The 15,579-nt window shown below is 73.0% G+C and carries 14 protein-coding genes; 12 read left to right on the top strand and 2 right to left on the bottom strand.

The window, feature by feature from the left end; translation table 11 throughout:
* Window positions 1–372 precede the first annotated feature (372 nt).
* Window positions 373–768, bottom strand: a complete 396-nt coding sequence (locus ACFYZ8_RS37705; protein WP_388539941.1) for a GntR family transcriptional regulator — start codon at window positions 766–768, stop codon at window positions 373–375.
* 111 nt (window positions 769–879) lie between these two features.
* Between ACFYZ8_RS37705 and ACFYZ8_RS37700 the strand changes: the two genes are divergently transcribed.
* From ACFYZ8_RS37700 to ACFYZ8_RS37655, 10 genes are all read left to right on the top strand, one after another.
* Window positions 880–1,422: an RNA polymerase sigma factor gene (locus ACFYZ8_RS37700; protein ID WP_388539944.1), complete on the top strand. Its 543-nt coding sequence runs from the start codon at window positions 880–882 to the stop codon at window positions 1,420–1,422.
* Window positions 1,419–2,240 (top strand): zf-HC2 domain-containing protein, encoded by an 822-nt coding sequence (locus ACFYZ8_RS37695; RefSeq protein WP_388539947.1) that lies wholly within the window; start codon window positions 1,419–1,421, stop codon window positions 2,238–2,240. Before ACFYZ8_RS37700 ends, ACFYZ8_RS37695 begins: the two co-directional genes overlap by 4 nt.
* Window positions 2,237–3,100, top strand: a complete 864-nt coding sequence (locus ACFYZ8_RS37690) for an ABC transporter ATP-binding protein (protein ID WP_388539950.1) — start codon at window positions 2,237–2,239, stop codon at window positions 3,098–3,100. Before ACFYZ8_RS37695 ends, ACFYZ8_RS37690 begins: the two co-directional genes overlap by 4 nt.
* Window positions 3,097–4,641 carry an ABC transporter permease gene (locus tag ACFYZ8_RS37685; RefSeq protein ID WP_388539953.1) on the top strand — a complete coding sequence of 515 codons (1,545 nt, stop codon included), beginning with the start codon at window positions 3,097–3,099 and terminating at the stop codon, window positions 4,639–4,641. The genes ACFYZ8_RS37690 and ACFYZ8_RS37685 overlap by 4 nt, the downstream gene beginning before the upstream one ends.
* Window positions 4,628–5,284 carry an ABC transporter gene (locus ACFYZ8_RS37680; RefSeq protein ID WP_388539955.1) on the top strand — a complete coding sequence of 219 codons (657 nt, stop codon included), beginning with the start codon at window positions 4,628–4,630 and terminating at the stop codon, window positions 5,282–5,284. Before ACFYZ8_RS37685 ends, ACFYZ8_RS37680 begins: the two co-directional genes overlap by 14 nt.
* Before the next feature lie 264 nt (window positions 5,285–5,548).
* Window positions 5,549–5,980: an SseB family protein gene (locus ACFYZ8_RS37675; RefSeq protein WP_359038030.1), complete on the top strand. Its 432-nt coding sequence runs from the start codon at window positions 5,549–5,551 to the stop codon at window positions 5,978–5,980.
* Window positions 5,974–6,585 carry a hypothetical protein gene (locus ACFYZ8_RS37670; RefSeq protein WP_359038032.1) on the top strand — a complete coding sequence of 204 codons (612 nt, stop codon included), beginning with the start codon at window positions 5,974–5,976 and terminating at the stop codon, window positions 6,583–6,585. The genes ACFYZ8_RS37675 and ACFYZ8_RS37670 overlap by 7 nt, the downstream gene beginning before the upstream one ends.
* 17 nt (window positions 6,586–6,602) lie before the next feature.
* Window positions 6,603–8,345 carry a putative T7SS-secreted protein gene (locus tag ACFYZ8_RS37665; RefSeq protein ID WP_388539958.1) on the top strand — a complete coding sequence of 581 codons (1,743 nt, stop codon included), beginning with the start codon at window positions 6,603–6,605 and terminating at the stop codon, window positions 8,343–8,345.
* Window positions 8,342–8,752: a hypothetical protein gene (locus tag ACFYZ8_RS37660; RefSeq protein ID WP_359038036.1), complete on the top strand. Its 411-nt coding sequence runs from the start codon at window positions 8,342–8,344 to the stop codon at window positions 8,750–8,752. The genes ACFYZ8_RS37665 and ACFYZ8_RS37660 overlap by 4 nt, the downstream gene beginning before the upstream one ends.
* Window positions 8,753–8,787: 35 nt before the next feature.
* Window positions 8,788–11,361 (top strand): type VII secretion system-associated protein, encoded by a 2,574-nt coding sequence (locus ACFYZ8_RS37655; RefSeq protein WP_388539960.1) that lies wholly within the window; start codon window positions 8,788–8,790, stop codon window positions 11,359–11,361.
* Window positions 11,362–11,392: 31 nt separating this feature from the next.
* On the opposite strand, the gene mshD is transcribed toward ACFYZ8_RS37655, so the two are convergent.
* Window positions 11,393–12,319: a mycothiol synthase gene (mshD, locus tag ACFYZ8_RS37650; protein ID WP_388539963.1), complete on the bottom strand. Its 927-nt coding sequence runs from the start codon at window positions 12,317–12,319 to the stop codon at window positions 11,393–11,395.
* Window positions 12,320–12,475: 156 nt separating this feature from the next.
* On the opposite strand from mshD, the gene ACFYZ8_RS37645 reads away from it, so the two are divergent.
* Together ACFYZ8_RS37645 and ACFYZ8_RS37640 are read left to right on the top strand one after the other, a co-directional pair.
* Window positions 12,476–14,275 (top strand): bifunctional metallophosphatase/5'-nucleotidase, encoded by a 1,800-nt coding sequence (locus ACFYZ8_RS37645; protein ID WP_359038042.1) that lies wholly within the window; start codon window positions 12,476–12,478, stop codon window positions 14,273–14,275.
* Window positions 14,276–14,369: 94 nt separating this feature from the next.
* Window positions 14,370–15,479 carry a DUF2993 domain-containing protein gene (locus tag ACFYZ8_RS37640; RefSeq protein ID WP_388539967.1) on the top strand — a complete coding sequence of 370 codons (1,110 nt, stop codon included), beginning with the start codon at window positions 14,370–14,372 and terminating at the stop codon, window positions 15,477–15,479.
* Window positions 15,480–15,579 lie beyond the last annotated feature (100 nt).

Below are 15,579 nucleotides of genomic sequence, written 5' to 3'. Positions count from 1 at the left end.
CCTTTTTGGCCGTGGGGGGGCGTGTTGGGTTTGGGGGGGGGGGGGTGTCGGGGGGGGGGGGGGGGGGGGGGGGGGGGGCGGGGGGGGGGGGTATCCGTCCTCGGTCCGGCGGCTCGGTGACTTCAATAGGGCTCGGTGACGGACGCCGGCCGCTGCGGGCGGACACCCCCCACCCCGTCCCCTGCGCGCCGTACGCGTCTGCACGAGCGTCCACATGGCCCACCCAGGGGCGCGGGGAACTGCGCGACCAGCCCCCACTCGCCCGCAGCCGCCCGACGACAGCACCCGGCACCCCCCTAGGCGCCCCGCCCAAGCCCAGCGCAGCGGCCCCGCTCGGCGAAGACGGCCGGGGCCGACCAGGCGCAGTGGAGCTCACTGGTCCCCCTTCGGGAAGTGCTCGTCGAGTACGGCGGTGAAGAACGCGTCGACGTCCTCGCGGCCCAGGCCCGCGGACCGGGCGCGCCCGGCCCAGTCGTCGAGCTCGGCGCGCAGGGGGGTGCCGGCGGCGGCCTGGGCGCCGGCGCCGAGGGTTCGGCGGACGAAGGTGCCGAGGCCGCGGTGGGCCTCGACCAGGCCCTCCCGCTCCAGTTCGCGGTACGCCTTGAGCACGGTGTTCGGGTTGATGGCGGTGGCCTCCACGACCTCGCGGGCCGTGGGGAGCCTGTCGCCGGGTTCGAGGAGGCCCAGCCGGAGGGCCTGCTTGGTCTGCTGGACGATCTGCATGTAGGTGGCGACGCCGGAGCGCCGGTCGATGCGGTACTCGACCACGCGGACAACCACCCTTTCACTAATTGAGTAGTGAAAGGGTGGTGGGAGTCGGTACGGAAAGTCAAGCGTGGTGGTGTGAACCGGTCGGCGGGGGCCGTCCGATGGAAGGGCGTGAGGGAAACGAGAAGCGACGGAGATCTGCTGCGGGCCATCGCCGCGGACGGGGACCGGCGCGCCTTCGAGGAGCTGTACCGGCGGTACGCGCCCTGGCTGACGGCCCGGCTGCGCGGCCGGTGCGCCGATCCGGGCCTGGTCGACGACGTCGTACAGGAGACGTTCCTCGCGGTGTGGCGGGGGACCGCGCGCTACCGCGAGGAAGGCGACGCGGCCGGGTGGCTGTGGCGGATCGGTTCGCGGCGGCTCATCGACGCGCTGCGCGGCGACGGGGCGCGGGGGCGGCTGAGGCAGGCCCTGTCCCGGCTGCGGCACCGGGACGAGGCGTCCGCTGAGGAACGCGTGCTCGCGGGGGTGGAGCACGGGGACCTGGCGGGCGCTCTCGTCCGGCTGTCACCGGAGCTGCGGGCGGTCCTCCAGGCCACGGTCATCGACGGTCTGACCACCCGCGAGGCCGCCGTCCTGCTGGGCATCCCGCCCGGCACGGTCAAGACCCGGGCGATGCGGGCCCGCAAGCAGTTGAGGGAGGCGCTCGCGTGAGTACCTGGCACGTCACAGAAGAGGACCTACGGGCCTATGCCCGGGGCGAGTTGGCCGCCCCCCTGCTCTGGTCCGCCGACACCCACCTCGCCGCCTGCGCCGAGTGCCGGGGGCTGCTCGGCGACGTGACCGACCCGGTCGCGCTGGACGCCGGCTGGGAGCGGCTGGACGCCGAGCTCGACGCGCCCCGGCCCGGGTGGTTCGAGGGGCTGCTGGTCCGGGCCGGCATCGCCGACCACACCGCGCGGCTGCTCGCGGCCACGCCGGTGCTCCGGCGCTCCTGGCTGGCGGCGGTGGTGTTCCTGCTGCTGGCCACCGTCGGCGCGGTGCACACGGTCGGCTCGCCGACCCTCTTCCTCGCCCTCGCCCCGCTGCTGCCGCTGGCCGGCGTGGCCCTGTCCTACGGCCCGGTGCTCGACCCGACGTACGAGATGGCGGTCGTCGCGCCCCTGCACGGCTTCCGGCTGCTGATGATCCGCACGCTCGCCGTGCTGGTCGCGGGCCTCGGCCTCAACGGGCTCGCCACGCTGGCCCTGCCCGGCTACGGCCTGCGCGCGCTCGCCTGGCTGCTGCCCGCGCTCGCCCTCACCGGCACCGGCCTCGCCCTCACCCCGCGGCTCGGCCCGGTCCTCGCGCCGTCCCTGGTCGGCGGCGCCTGGGTCGCCGTACTGCTGGCCGCGCAGCACACGAACGCCGACTCGCTCGCGCCGTTCACCGCGGCCGGGCAGGGCGTGGCGGGGGCCGTCGCCGCGCTCGCCACCGGGCTGCTCTTCCTCCTCCGTGACCGCTTCGACCTCTTCAACGGGAGTGCCGAATGACCGCCACCGTCTCCGCCTCCGGGCTCCATCTCCGCTACGGCGGCACCCGCGCCCTCGACGACGTGTCGCTGCGGCTGACCCCGGGCGTGACCGGGCTGCTCGGGCCCAACGGCGCCGGGAAGACCACGCTGTTGCGGGTGCTCGCCACCGCCGTGCCCGCCGACCGGGGCTCCTTCACCGTCCTCGGGCACGACCCGGGCAGCTCGCGCGGCCGCCAGCAGGTCCGCCGCTCGCTCGGCTACCTCCCGCAGACCCCGGGCTTCCACCCGGACTTCAGCGCCTTCGAGTTCGTGGACTACGTGGCGATCCTCAAGGAGCTCACCGACCGCACCGCACGCCACCGCGAGGTGCGGCGGGTGCTGGAGGAGGTCGACCTCGGGGACGTCCGCGCCCGGCGCATCAAGAAACTGTCCGGCGGGATGCGGCAGCGGGTCGCGCTGGCCGCCGCCCTGGTCGGCGACCCCGGTTTCCTCGTCCTCGACGAGCCGACCGTCGGCCTCGATCCCGAACAGCGCATGCGGTTCAGGGAGTTGATCGCCCAGGCCGGGGAGGGCCGGACCGTGCTGCTGTCCACCCACCAGACCGAGGACGTGGCGATGCTCTGCCACCGGGTGCTCGTCATGGCACGCGGTCGCATCCTCTTCGAGGGCACCCCCGCCGACCTGACCGCCCGCGCGGCCGGCCGGGTGTGGAGCAGCACCGAACGCGCCCCCGGCGCCAAGGCGGGCTGGCGCACCGGCACCGGCTCCTTCCGCAACGTCGGCGAGCCGCCGGCCGGTGCCGAGCTCCTCGAACCCACCCTGGAGGACGGCTACTTGCTGACCCTGGACGACGTGGACGCGCAGGTGGCGGCCGCATGAGCCTGGCGACGAAGACGGTGGCCGAGTCCACCGCCGTACCCGAGGACGACCCGCGACGATCCTGGGCCGCCGTGTTCGCGCTCGCCCGCTTCGAGACACGCGACCTGCTGCGGTACATCCCGGTCGTGGTGACCCTGCTGCTGTACGTCGGCTGGACCGCCTGGACGCTGTTCGACGACAAGGAGGGCATGGACGCCTTCCCTGCCCTCCAGGACGCCGACCGCCACACCCAGGCCGGGCCCCTGCTGCTGGGGGTCGCCCTGTTCGTGTGCGTCAACCGGTGCACACTGCGCTCCCGCAGGCGCGGTACCGACCGGCAGTTCGACGTGCTGGTCATGGAGCCGTGGCGGCGGACCGTCGCGCATGTGCTGTCGGTGGCGCCCTTCGCCGGCGTCACCGCGCTGGTCGTGCTCGGCGAGTTCACCCGGCAGGCCCTCAGGCCCGGCGCGGTGGGCCACGTCTCCCTCGCCGAACTGGCCGTCGGCCCCCTGTACGTGCTGCTGTGCGGGGCGTTCGGGGTGCTGCTCGCGCGGCTGGTCCCGTCCACGTTCGCGGCACCGGTCGGGGTGATCGGGCTCTTCGTCCTCAGCGTGTTCGTCTCGGCGGGCACCAGCGGCGCCGAGTGGTCGCGCTGGCTGTCCCCGATCGTGGACGAGAGCGGCGGCAACACGGTGCTGCCGTCCGACCTCGTCGGCCGCCCCGCGGCCTGGCACGCGCTGTACCTGACCGGGCTGATCCTGCTGCTCGCCCTCTGCGCGGTCCTCGCGAGCGGCGGCCGGGCGCTGTACCTGAAGGCCGGGGCGGCGGGCGCGCTCGCGCTGACGCTGGCCGGAGCGGTGGGCCAGTCCGGGGGCGCGTCACCGGAGTTGACGGCCGCCCGCGAACGCGCCACGGTCTCCCCGCAGCGGGACCAGTCGTGTGTGCGGCACGGCGGCTCGACGTACTGCGCCTTCCCCGAGTGGACCGGCCGCGCGAGTGACTGGGCGGGGGTCGTGGACCGCGTCCAGGCCCTGGCCGGCGGTACTGCCGCGCGGCAGCCGCTTCTCGTACGGCAGCGGGTCGAGGCGCGTTACGGCCTGAGCGGTGACTCGGCGATCGACCCGCTCGGCACGCCGAACCAGGTGACCGTGGGCACGCGGTGGGGCGGCAACCGGGTCCCCGAGTTCGCGGTCGGCGTCGCCTATGTGCTGGTCGCCGGTGACGAGTCGAAGGGCAGCGAACTGTGCGACGGGCGGGTGGTCACCACGATGTGGCTGGCCCTGGGCGGCGACACGCACCCGATGGCCGACCTCGCGAACGTCCGCCTCGACGACAGCGTCACCGGGTCGGCGAGCGTCCTCGCCCCGACCAGCGGGCTGTCCATGACGGCCGGACAGACCGATGTCGTACGGGAGTTGCTGAGCCGGCCGCGCGGTGAGGTGACCGCCTCCGTGAAGCGGCACTGGGCCGAGCTGACCAGGTCAGGGGTCTCGACGGCCCGGGTGGCGCGGGTGCTGGGGACCGAGGTGCCGAAGGGGGAGCAGGACTGTGCGCAGGAGTGACGGGGGCGCCCGAGGAGCGTTGGTGGTGGCCGTGGCGCGGACCGTGCCGTGGCGGGCGGTCGGTGCCGGGGCGGTCGTGGGGCTGCTGGTGACCGGTCTGCCGCGGCTGCTGTCCAAGACGCCCGACCCGTGGCTCGGTCTCACCCTCCTCCGGGCCGCCGCCCTCGTCTTCGCCCTGGGCCTGGCCTTCCTCCTCGACGACCCGGCCCGCCGGCTCACCACCCCCGTGCCCACCCGGCGCTGGATCCGGACCGGGCTGCGGGTCGCGCTGGTGGCGCCGCTCGCCGCGCTGTGGTGGACGGCCGCGCTGGCCCTGCTGCCGAGGCAGGCACGGCCGCCCCTCGGCGCGGTCACCCTGGAGGCGGCGGCGACGGCCGTCCTCGCGCTGGCCGCCGCGGCGCTGGCGGTCCGCTTCACCGACGAACCCGAACCCGGCCCCTCGGTGGCGGCCGGTGTCCTGACCCTGGCCCTGCTCGCCCCTCTCCTGCTCCCCGCCCGCTGGGACCTGTTCGTCCCGGTGGGAGCCCCGGACTGGGAGGCGGCGCACCTGCGATGGGCCACGGTGCTGGCGGGCGCGGTCCTGCTGGGAGCGGCCTGCGCGGTGGAGCCGGTACGGGGCCTCAGGGCGCGGCTGGTGTCCTGACCGTACGGTGTCGCCGTACCGGCCCACCGGGCAGGAGCACGCTCCGGCCGCCGGGTCCGTCCAGAGCGCGGCCCCGTCCGCCAGGCCCCTTCACTGGTACCGCAGTTGCCGGGCTAGGCTTTTCCTGCTCATGCCGTGGGGCTGCTGTCATGCCGAGATGCCTGGTGTGCGCTGAAGTCGTGACAGGTCGAGGCGAACGGGGTGCGCAACCGGATGGGCGGAGGCGGGAAGCCGTCGACAGGGACGGCGGAACTTCGGGCGCACATGGGCGCGTTCCTGCGCGGCGAAGGGGATCCGCGGGCCCTGGTCGAGGCCGTGCGGGGCGCGGAGCTTCTGCTTCCGCTGCTCGGTGAGGGTGCCGTGTGGACATCGGACTCGGATGGCATCCGCTGGCTGTTCGCGTTCACCGGCACCCGCGAGATGCACACCTTCCTGGAGCAGAAGTGGGAGGCCGCCGAGCCCGGCGAACTGCCCGCCGAACTGGCCCGGTACGCACGCTATGTCACCGTGCACGGTGAGGAGTTGCTGCACGAGCTGCTTCCCGCCTGGGTGGGGCGGGACCGGGTGCCGATGGGGGTCGTGGTGGACGTGTCCTCCGCGTCACGCGCCTTCCTGCCACCGGTGTCCGGGATCGTGCCGGACGGGATCGCGCTCGACCGGCAGTCCGTCGCCGACGAGGAGGTCGCCGCGTGGTGAGCGGTGGTGGTTACGGGGTCGACCCGCAGATCCTGAAGCAGGTGTCCAAGGGCATCAACGACGCGCTGGACGAGCTGAAGAAGATCACGGACGCGACCGGGGCGACCACGGGTCAGGGATTCTCCGATCTGTCCCTGCCCCCGAACGCGATGGGCCACTCCGCCGCCTCACAGCGGCTGGACGACTTCGCCGAGCGCTGGGGCTGGGAGGTCCAGGCGCTCCTGGACGAGGGCAACGAGGTGGCCGGGACGCTGGATCTGAACGCCGGCTACTACCACGAGGCGGAGGAGTACGGCATGGGCGTCGTCAAGGACGTCGTGCTGGCCGGGACCGCGGACCCGTCACTGACCTCGCAGGACGCGGAGAAGATGTCCTGGAGCCAGGTGGGGGACAAGGCCCGGGACACCTACCGCCCCGACTACTCCATGGCCAGTTTCGAGAACGCCTCCGAGGAGAGCCGGAAGAACCTCTCCGCCACCTGGACCGACGTCACCGAGACCGGCACGGTCGGCACCGAGATCGGGGCGGTGAGGGCCGCTGCCTCCCCGGCCTTCGGCGGTGACGACGACGGACAGGACTCCGGCGTCGCGGCGAAGGGCAAGTGATGGGCTTCCTCGACAACTTGGACGGCGCAACCCAGGGCCTGCGCGACACCTTCGCCGACGGGGTGCAGTCCGTCACCCACGGCACGTCGGAGCTGCTCGACGCGGCGGGCGCCCACAGCTGGGCGGGCAAGGCCGACGGAGCCGGCTCCTGGGTCGCCGACCAGCTGGGCGCCGGCACCCGCGAGCTGGAACTGGACGAGACCGACGACCCCGCCCTGCTGGTGCACGGGGACGCGGGCCGGATCCGTGCGTCCGCGGGGCAGTTGAGGAAACTGGGGGCGGCCTTCGAGCGCACCGGCCTGGCGCTGCGGAAGATGGATCCGGCGGACTGGCACGGACAGGCCGCCGACCGCTTCCGTGAGAAGGTGCGGACCCACCCCGGGCGCTGGCTGAAGGCCGCCGACTCGTTCGAGGACGCGGCCGCCGCGCTGGACCACTACGCCCACACCGTCGAGTGGGCGCGGAGGCAGGCCCGCGAGGCGGTCGAGCGGTGGAAGCAGGCCCAGCGGCAGACCGAGGCGGCCAGGGCGCAGTACCGGCGCGAGGCCGATGACTACGCACAGCAGATCCTCGCTCTCCAGGTCTCGGGTCTGTCCGGCGGCAAGGACGGGCAGCGGCCTCCGCAGGAGCCGGGACCGTTCGACGACCCCGGGGCCGAGGGCCGCGACATGGCGGAGCACCTGCTCAAGGCGGCCCGCAGGGAGCGCGACAGTGAGGGCGCCCAACTCGCCGAGAAGCTCGCCCGCGGCACGGACCAGGCGCCCGCCGAGCCCGAGGGCCTGGACCGGCTCAAGCGCGAACTCGGCAACACGCTGAAGAACCAGGTGGTCGGAGCCGAGCACAAGCTGGGCGGCGTCATCAAGACCGGCACCGGGATGCTGCGCCTGGCCCGCACGGTCAACCCCCTGGACCCGTACAACCTGACGCACCCGGCCGACTACGGCACCAACCTCACCGGCGTCGCCCGCGGCCTGGTGCACTCCGCCAACCACCCCACCGAGCTGGTCAAGGGACTGGTCGGCGAGGGCTGGAGCACCGACCGCAACCAGGCCATGGGTGCCTTCGCGACCAACTTCATCGGCGGCGGGGGCGCCCTGGGCAAGGCCGGCGCCAGGTCGGTGGCCCACGGTATGGAGGGCGCGGTCGCCCAGGACACGGCCAAGACCCTCGGCCAGGACCTCGCCGAGGACGCCGCCGGAGCCGTCAAGCATGTCGACGACGCCTCCGAGGCGGCCGGGAAGCTGGACCCGGACGACCCGCGCAGCCTTCCCGCGGCCGTCGAGAAGAACATCGACATCGACGGCATGACGCACAAGCCGGTGTGGCGCGAGACCCACGAACCGCTGTACCGCAACGACAACCGTCATCCCAGGGAGATCTTCGAGCACGGCTTCCATCCATGGGACCCGTCCAACAACGACCTGTTCGGCTACGTGGAGGGCAACCACAAGTCGGCCTTCGTGGGCACCACCACGGATCCGGACGCGAACTGGGTGAAGGACTACCGGTACGAGATCGACGCTCCCGGCGGAATCGACGTCAACCAGACCCTGCCGAACAACAAGTACGCCGACACCGACAAGGAGATCGCCTTCGCCGGTGGCATCGACCGCAAGCACATCAAGGGAGCCTGGGAGATCTTCCGCGACGGCACCAAGGGAGAATGGGTGCCCAACCCCCACTACGAGCCGCACGTCCCCCGGACTCCCACCCCCGAACCACCGCCCGCCAGTCGACTGCCCCAAGGATGGACCCGATGAGTGGCCTTGTTCCCGACCGCTTCGAGATCCTCGCCTTCAACGGTGCCTGGCAGACCGACGCGGTGCTGCGCTGGGAGGGCGACGACCGCGAGCACGACTACACCGTGACCGCCGAAGGCCCCTGGGGGCGGTTCTCCGGCCGGGCGGGTGACTGCTTCGAGGCGCTCGTCCGCGTCCGTGAGCAGCTCGAACCCCTGGGGTGGTTCCTGGGGGTCAACGGTTCCCGACGCGACACCTGGCCCTCCGGGATGTGCCGTGGCATGGGCGGTTTCCTGGTGTACCGCCTCAGCCTCGTCGCGCCGCTCACCAGCGCCGACCGCATCCAGACGTTCCACCCCGCACCCCGCGAGACGCTGGCCACCATCGCCGAGCAGACCGCCTTCGAGAAGTACTGGCAGACCCTGTGACCACTCCGCCCGCTTCCGCACCCGCTGTCCCTCCGGTGACCCCGGCCCTGCGCGCCCAGGCCGCACGGCAGCGCGGCGGCTACGTGTACGCGATCGACCCGTACTTCGACCCCGCCGGCGCGGTTCCCCCGTACGGCATCGTCGGCGGCTGGTCCGTCGACCACTCCGGGCAGCTCGTCTCCTTCACGCACAACCCGAAGTACCGCCCGTCGCCGGTCGCGCTGGAGTTCCCCGCCCCGCTCACCGCCCTGGACGCCGCCGTGCAGCGCGCGGTCACCGGATACGGCAGCGAGGCGGAACTGCTCGCGGCCTTCCACGACGCCACGCTCCTCCTGTTCGCCCAGGAGGGGCAGGACGGGCTCTACACGGTGGTCGACGACGACGGCAGCCGCTGCATCCCGGCCTTCACCCACCCCGACCACACCCCCGACGGCTGGCACCAGTGGCGGCAGGCCACCGGCCACTACCTCGCGGCCGCCGGCCTCCCGGTCAAACTCAACCCGGGACACCGCATCAGCCTGACCATCCCGGCCGAGGCCCAGGCCCAGGCCGGGGCTGAGGCCGGGAACGGAGCCGGTGTGGAGCAGGCAGGCCCCAACTCGTCGCCTCCCGCACCGCCGTCTCCCACCGCGCCCCCGTCGTCTCCCCCACCGGCGTCTCCCACCGCGCCCCCGTCGTCTCCCCCACCGGCGTCTCCCACCTCGTCCCCCGGTCTCCCCGACGCCCTCGTGGACGCGCCGCTGCTCGCCGCCGGTCTGCTCGCGGCGCTCGGCCGCCGACGCCGTACGGCCCTGTGGGAGTCCGCGATGAGCGCCGAGGGCCACCGCGCCCCGGAGCCTGCCCGGCCGACGGGTGCCGCCGCCGATACCCAGGACGCGCTGCTCGTCGCCGCCGACCCGCAGGCCGTACGCGATCTCGACCGTGCCCTGCGGGGACTGGCCGCCACTCTGACCGCGCAGTCCCGCAGCCTGCCGACCGTTTACGCCGCCTGGCTCACCGACAGCGAGCTCGACCTCCAGCTCGCTCAGCCGGCGCAGCAGCCCCCGGCACCATGGCAGCCCGGCCGGAACGACACGGTCTGGCGTCTCCACCTGGCCGACCTCCCGGCACACGAAACGGCCACCGGCGCCGCCGCCCCCTACCCCGGCCTGGTCAGCCTCGGCACCCACGGTCGGGCGCGGCTGCTGCTGAACCTCGAAGCCCTGCCCGGACTCGTCTCGCTGACCGGCGCTCAGGCGGACCGGACGGCGGTCCTCGCATCGGTCGCCGCGGAACTCGCCACCAGCGGCTGGGCGGACCGGATGACCCTCACCCTTGTGGGCCACGGCGCGGAACTCGCCGAGCAGGCCCCCACCCGGGTCCGCCAGATCGACGACCTCGACGACCTGCTGGAAGCCATGGCGGCCGAGACCGGCCGGCGACGCGACGCCCTCGCCATGGCAGGCCACGACTCGGTGCTCACCGGGCGCACCGGCCCGTCCCGGGACAGCTCGTGGGAACCCCACCTGGTTCTGCTGGCCGTCCGCCCGAGCGAGGACCAGGCGGCGAGACTCGCCGAACTCGCCGCGGACTCCGGCCGGCTGGGCATCGGCTACCTGGCCGCCACCGGGGACCAGGGCCTGCCGGGCACCTCCTGGGAACTCGAAGCCACCCCCGACGGACGCCTCCTCGCCCCACCGCTCGGTCTGGACCTCCAGGCACAGCTCCTGCCGCGGGACCAGTACGAGGCCGTGATCCGGCTCTTCGCGGACACCGTGCCCGACACCGCCGACCGCGCACCGGACCCCGGCCCCCCGCCGTTCCGGGTCGACCTCACCCCCAGCGGACAACCCGCGGTGTACGCACGGCTGATCGGCACCTACGAGATCATCGGCCTCGGCACACCCGACGCCGAGCACGGCCCGCTGCTCCACGAGGCCCTGGCCATGCTCCTGCTCCACCGCGAGGGAGTGCACCCGCGGGTGCTGGCCTCCGGCCTGTGGCCCCGTGGCGTGACCGAGGAGGTCCGCGACGCCTTCCTCGCACGCCTGCGCACCTGGCTGGGAACCGATCCCGACGGAAGCCCGCGGCTCGGCACCGGCACCACCGGACGGCTGCGCCTCGCGCCCTCCGTCGTCTGCGACCTCGACGTCCTGCGCACGCTCCACCACGAGGCCACCGCGGGCAGCGGATCGGGCGACGCCCGGCTACGGGAGCGCCTGCTCGACGACGCCCTGGCACTGGCCCGCGGCCCCCTGCTGGCCGACCGTCCGAAGGACCGCTACACCTGGCTCTCCCACGAGGTCGTGGAGACCCAGCTGTCCCTGCTGGTGGCAGACGTGGCACTGGCCCTGTCCGGCCACCACCTGGAGGCCGGCCACCCCGGACCGGCGCTCGACGCCCTCGACACGGCCCTGACCAGCGCACCGGCGGACGAGCGGCTCTGGCGCGAACTCCTGCGCGCCACGCACGCCACGGGCGACACGGCCAGGCTCGAAGCGAGGGCAGCAGCGCTCGTCGCCCGCCATCACGAGACCTGGGGCGGCGCCCGCGGCCTCCCTCCCCGCACCGAGGCACTGCTCGACACGCTCCTGCCGGACTGGCGTGAGGCCCGAGGCGCTACCGACTGACCCGCTCGCCATCAGCCGCGGGCCCGGCTCGTCACGTCTCCGTGCGGTACATGAGGTCCGTCTCGTACGTGGCGAACCCGAGCCGTTCGTACACCGACACCGCCGCCTTGTTGTCGGCGTCGACGTACAGCATCGCCGTCGGCAGACCCTGTGCGGCGAGATGGCGCAGCCCGATCGTGGTGAGGGCCTTGCCGAGGCCGCCGCCCTGGGTGCCGGGCCGGACGCCGACGACGTAGACCTCGCCGAGCTGCTCGGCCGCGTGGACCTTGGTCCAGTGGAAGCCGACCAGTTCGCCGTCCTTGAAGGCCAGGAAGAAGCCCGCCGGGTCGAACCAGGGCTCGGACTTGCGGTCGTCGAGGTCGCGCTGGGTCAGGGAGCCCTGCTCGGGGTGGTGGGCGAACGCGGCCGCGTTCACCGCGAGCCAGGCGGTGTCGTCCTCGCCGGGGACGAAGGTGCGGACCGTGACTCCCGCCGGGAGCACCGGGTCGGGCAGCTCCAGGCCGGTCAGGGGGCGCCGCATCTGCCGTAGCTCACGGAAGAGGGTGAGGCCGAGGACCTGGGCGAGATGGCGGGCGGCGCTGTGGCCGCCGTGGGCCCACACCCGCAGCCGCTTGCCGGAGGCGGCGAGCAGCGCCGAACCCAGCGCGCGGCCGTGACCGCGGCCGCGGTGGTCCGGGTGGACGACGAGTTCCGCCGCCGGGGCCTCCACCGGGTCGGTGTCCTCCAGCTGGGCGTAGCCGGCCAGTTCGCCGCCGACGTGCAGCAGCAGATGGGACACGCCCTCGCGGGCACCGCCGCGCAGCTGCAACCGGCCCTGCTCGGACACCGCTTGCCGGCCGTCGGCCTGCGCGGCCTCGGCGAGGAGCCCGAGGACCGCCTCGGTCTGGTCCGGGGAGAGTGCCGAGAGGGTCTCGATGGAGCGGGAGGTGCCGGGGCGTGCGATGTCGTCGCTGGTCATGGCTACGAGGGTAAGGGGAGGCGGGGGCAAAGCGGCGGCAAAGAAGCAACCAGGATGTAACCACGAAACCCCTGTCGCGCTACGCGCGTTGACCCTAGGCTGCGCCGGGAACGGAGCCACTCGCACCACTCTCACATCCGGAACTCAGGGGGGCGTATGCCAGCCATGTCCCAGCAGCAACAGCGCCACAGACGTATGTACCGACTCGTGGCCGCGGCCGCCGGTCTCGCCACCGTCGGCGCGCTCGCCGCCGCGCTGCCCGCCGGCGCGCACGACAACCAGCACGGCAAGCCGCTGCCGAGCCGCTACCAGGACGTCCAGCTGCTGTCCTTCAACGACCTGCACGGCAACCTGGAGCCGCCGTCCGGCTCCTCCGGCCGGGTCACCGAGCTCCAGGCCGACGGGACGACGAAGACGATCGACGCGGGGGGCGTCGAGTACCTCGCCACCCATCTGCGGGAGGCCCGCAAGGGCAACGCGTACTCCATCACCGCCGCCGGTGGTGACATGGTCGGCGCGTCCCCGCTCATCTCGGGCCTCTTCCACGACGAGCCCACCATCGAGGCGCTGAACAAGCTCGACCTGGACGTCACGAGCGTCGGCAACCACGAGTTCGACGAGGGGGCGCGTGAGCTGGCCCGGCTGCAGAACGGCGGCTGTCACCCCACCGCCGGCTGCTACACCGACGAGGGGTTCGCGGGCGCCGACTTCCCGTACCTCGCGGCGAACGTCCTGGACGAGAAGACCGGCAGGCCGATCCTCAAGCCCTACTGGGTGTGGAAGAAGAAGGACGTCAAGGTCGGCTTCATCGGCGTCACCCTGGAGGACACCCCGGGTGTCGTCTCCGCTGAGGGTGTCAAGGGCCTGAAGTTCAAGGACGAGGTCGAGACGATCAACAAGTACGCCCGGGTGCTCCAGAAGCAGGGCGTGAAGTCGATCGTGGCCCTCATCCACGAGGGCGGCCAGCCCGCCTCGGGCTCCTACAACTACAACTGCGACTCCCCGGGCGCAGGCGACGGCATCTCCGGCCCGATCGTCGACATCGCGAAGAACATCTCGCCGTCCGTGGACGCGCTGGTCACCGGCCACACGCACGCGGCGTACGTCTGCACGATCCCCGACCCGTCGGGCAAGCCCCGCATGGTCACCTCGGCCGCCTCCTTCGGCCGCCTCTACACGGACACCACGCTGACCTACGACCGCTTCACCGGCGACATCGCCCGTACGGCCGTGAAGTCCGCGAACCACGTGGTCACCCGGACCGTCGCCAAGGCGCCCGACATGACCCAGCTGATCAGCAAGTGGAACACTCTCGCGGCGCCCATCGGCAACCGCGCGATCGGCTACATCTCCGCCGACGTCCCGAACACCGGCACCGAGTCCCCGATGGGTGACCTGATCGCCGACGCGCAGCTCGCGTACGGCAGGAAGCTCGACCCGGAGACGGACCTCGCGCTGATGAACCCGGGCGGGGTCCGGGCGGGTCTGACCTACGCGGCCAAGGGGACCGAAGGGGACGGGGTGGTGACGTACGCCGAGGGCTTCACCGTGCAGCCGTTCTCCAACACCGTGAACCTCCAGGACTTCACCGGGGCGCAGTTGCTCAAGGTGCTCCAGGAGCAGGTGAGCGGGTCCAACGCGGCCTCGCCGAAGGTCCTTCAGCCGTCGGGGAACCTCACCTACACGCTGGACCTGACGAAGACCGGTGCCGAGCGGATCGTCCTCGACTCCGTGCGGCTGAACGGCGCGGCCGTCGACCCGGCGGCCACCTACCGCGTCGCGACCAACAGCTTCCTCGCGGGCGGCGGCGACGGCTTCACCACGCTGGGCCAGGGTACGAACGACCTCGTCGGCGGCGACGACCTCGCCGCGCTCGTGGAGTACCTGACGGCCAACTCGTCGGCGGGCAGCCCGATCGCGCCGCCGGTGGCGAACCGGATCACGATCGTTCAGTAGATCGTTCAGCAGATCGCCCGGTAGATCGTGAGCTGAGTCGCAGAGTCCCGGCACGGGTTGCGGGTGGGGGGCGTACGCATGATCGGATGGATCGATGCGCTCCCCCCACCACATACCCACGCATTCCTCCCCATTCGAAGCGCATCCGGCCCCGCCGACCACCCACCGCCGCACCCGGCGGAGGCGTCGGCGGGGCCGCCTCGCGCTGAAGGCCGTCGCCTCCCTGGCCGTACTCGCCGCCTTCCTCACCCTCGCCGACCGCTGGGCCGTCCTCTACGCCGAGCGGAAGGCCGCCGACACCCTCAAGGACCGGCTGCGGCTGACCGCGGCGCCCGAGGTGGAGATCGGCGGCTTTCCCTTCCTGCCCCAACTTGTCGGCAGGCGGCTGGACTCGGTGAAGGTGACCGTCCCCGACGTGGCCGCCGACCGGGTCACGCTGGCCGCGGTCTCGGCGACAGCCCAGGACATCCGGCTGGACGGCGACGGCCCGGTCTCCGTGCGCGGGGCGCGCGTTCCCGAGCTGCACGGTGACGCCCTGCTGTCCTTCGCCGACATGAACCGTGAACTCGGCGCGTCCCAGGTGACGTTCAGGGGAGCCGGCCGTGACCGGGTCGCCGTGCGCGGCACACTTCCGGTCGCCGGGCACGATCTGCGGCTGCGGGCCGACGTGCGCGTGGCGCGCGACGGGGAGCGGGGCGTGGACACCCGGATCGGCGGGATGCGCCTGGACATCGGGGACCTGGCGACCTACCGGCCCGGCAGCCGTCCTTCGGAGGGTCTGCATCTGTCCCGCGCGTCCGCCGACGCCCTGGCCCGCGAGACCCGCAGGGCGCGTGCCGTGCTGGCGGTCCCGTCCGTGGTCCGCGCGCTGGGCGTGCCCGACTCCTCCGTGCGCGAGGCACAGCGGTCCGACGCCGCGCTGTCCCGGCTGACCGGCCGCCCCGAGTTCGTACGGCAGGCCATGCGGCTGAACCTCCTCGATCTGGCTCTGGCCCATCCGGAGCTCCTGGACCGCCTCGGCCTGGACCCGGCGCTCCTCGAAGCGCTCTCCCACCTGACCCGCCCGGTGCTCGCCGACCGGCTCTTCCTCGGCTTCCAGCTGCCCGAACCGCCGAGCGGCGAACTGCGCCTGCGGGACGTGCGGGTGGTGAAGGACGGCATCCGGGTGCGCGTCGAGGGTTCCGGGCTGGCGGTCGGTCCGTAGATGTCCGCCCTTAAATTCTGTGTCAGCCTTTCGATTCTCAGGTGATGCATATCCAGTCTTATTGAGGTCTAAGGCGGAATGGCTTTTTTGGTCGCAGGAA

Source organism: Streptomyces sp. NPDC001668 (genome assembly GCF_042893155.1).
Taxonomy (GTDB): Bacteria; Actinomycetota; Actinomycetes; order Streptomycetales; family Streptomycetaceae; genus Streptomyces.
Note: the sequence above shows the minus strand (reverse complement) of the source record. Positions and strands in the feature narration are given on the sequence as shown.

What these genes read in the sequence shown, in the direction of transcription:
- ACFYZ8_RS37690 (WP_388539950.1), top strand. Translation starts at nt 2,237, where the DNA reads ATGACCGCCACCGTCTCCGCCTCCGGGCTCCATCTCCGCTACGGCGGC.
- ACFYZ8_RS37685 (WP_388539953.1), top strand. Translation starts at nt 3,097, where the DNA reads ATGAGCCTGGCGACGAAGACGGTGGCCGAGTCCACCGCCGTACCCGAG.
- ACFYZ8_RS37675 (WP_359038030.1), top strand. Translation starts at nt 5,549, where the DNA reads ATGGGCGCGTTCCTGCGCGGCGAAGGGGATCCGCGGGCCCTGGTCGAG.
- ACFYZ8_RS37660 (WP_359038036.1), top strand. Translation starts at nt 8,342, where the DNA reads ATGAGTGGCCTTGTTCCCGACCGCTTCGAGATCCTCGCCTTCAACGGT.
- mshD (WP_388539963.1), bottom strand. Translation starts at nt 12,319, where the DNA reads ATGACCAGCGACGACATCGCACGCCCCGGCACCTCCCGCTCCATCGAG.
- ACFYZ8_RS37645 (WP_359038042.1), top strand. Translation starts at nt 12,476, where the DNA reads ATGCCAGCCATGTCCCAGCAGCAACAGCGCCACAGACGTATGTACCGA.
- ACFYZ8_RS37640 (WP_388539967.1), top strand. Translation starts at nt 14,370, where the DNA reads ATGCGCTCCCCCCACCACATACCCACGCATTCCTCCCCATTCGAAGCG.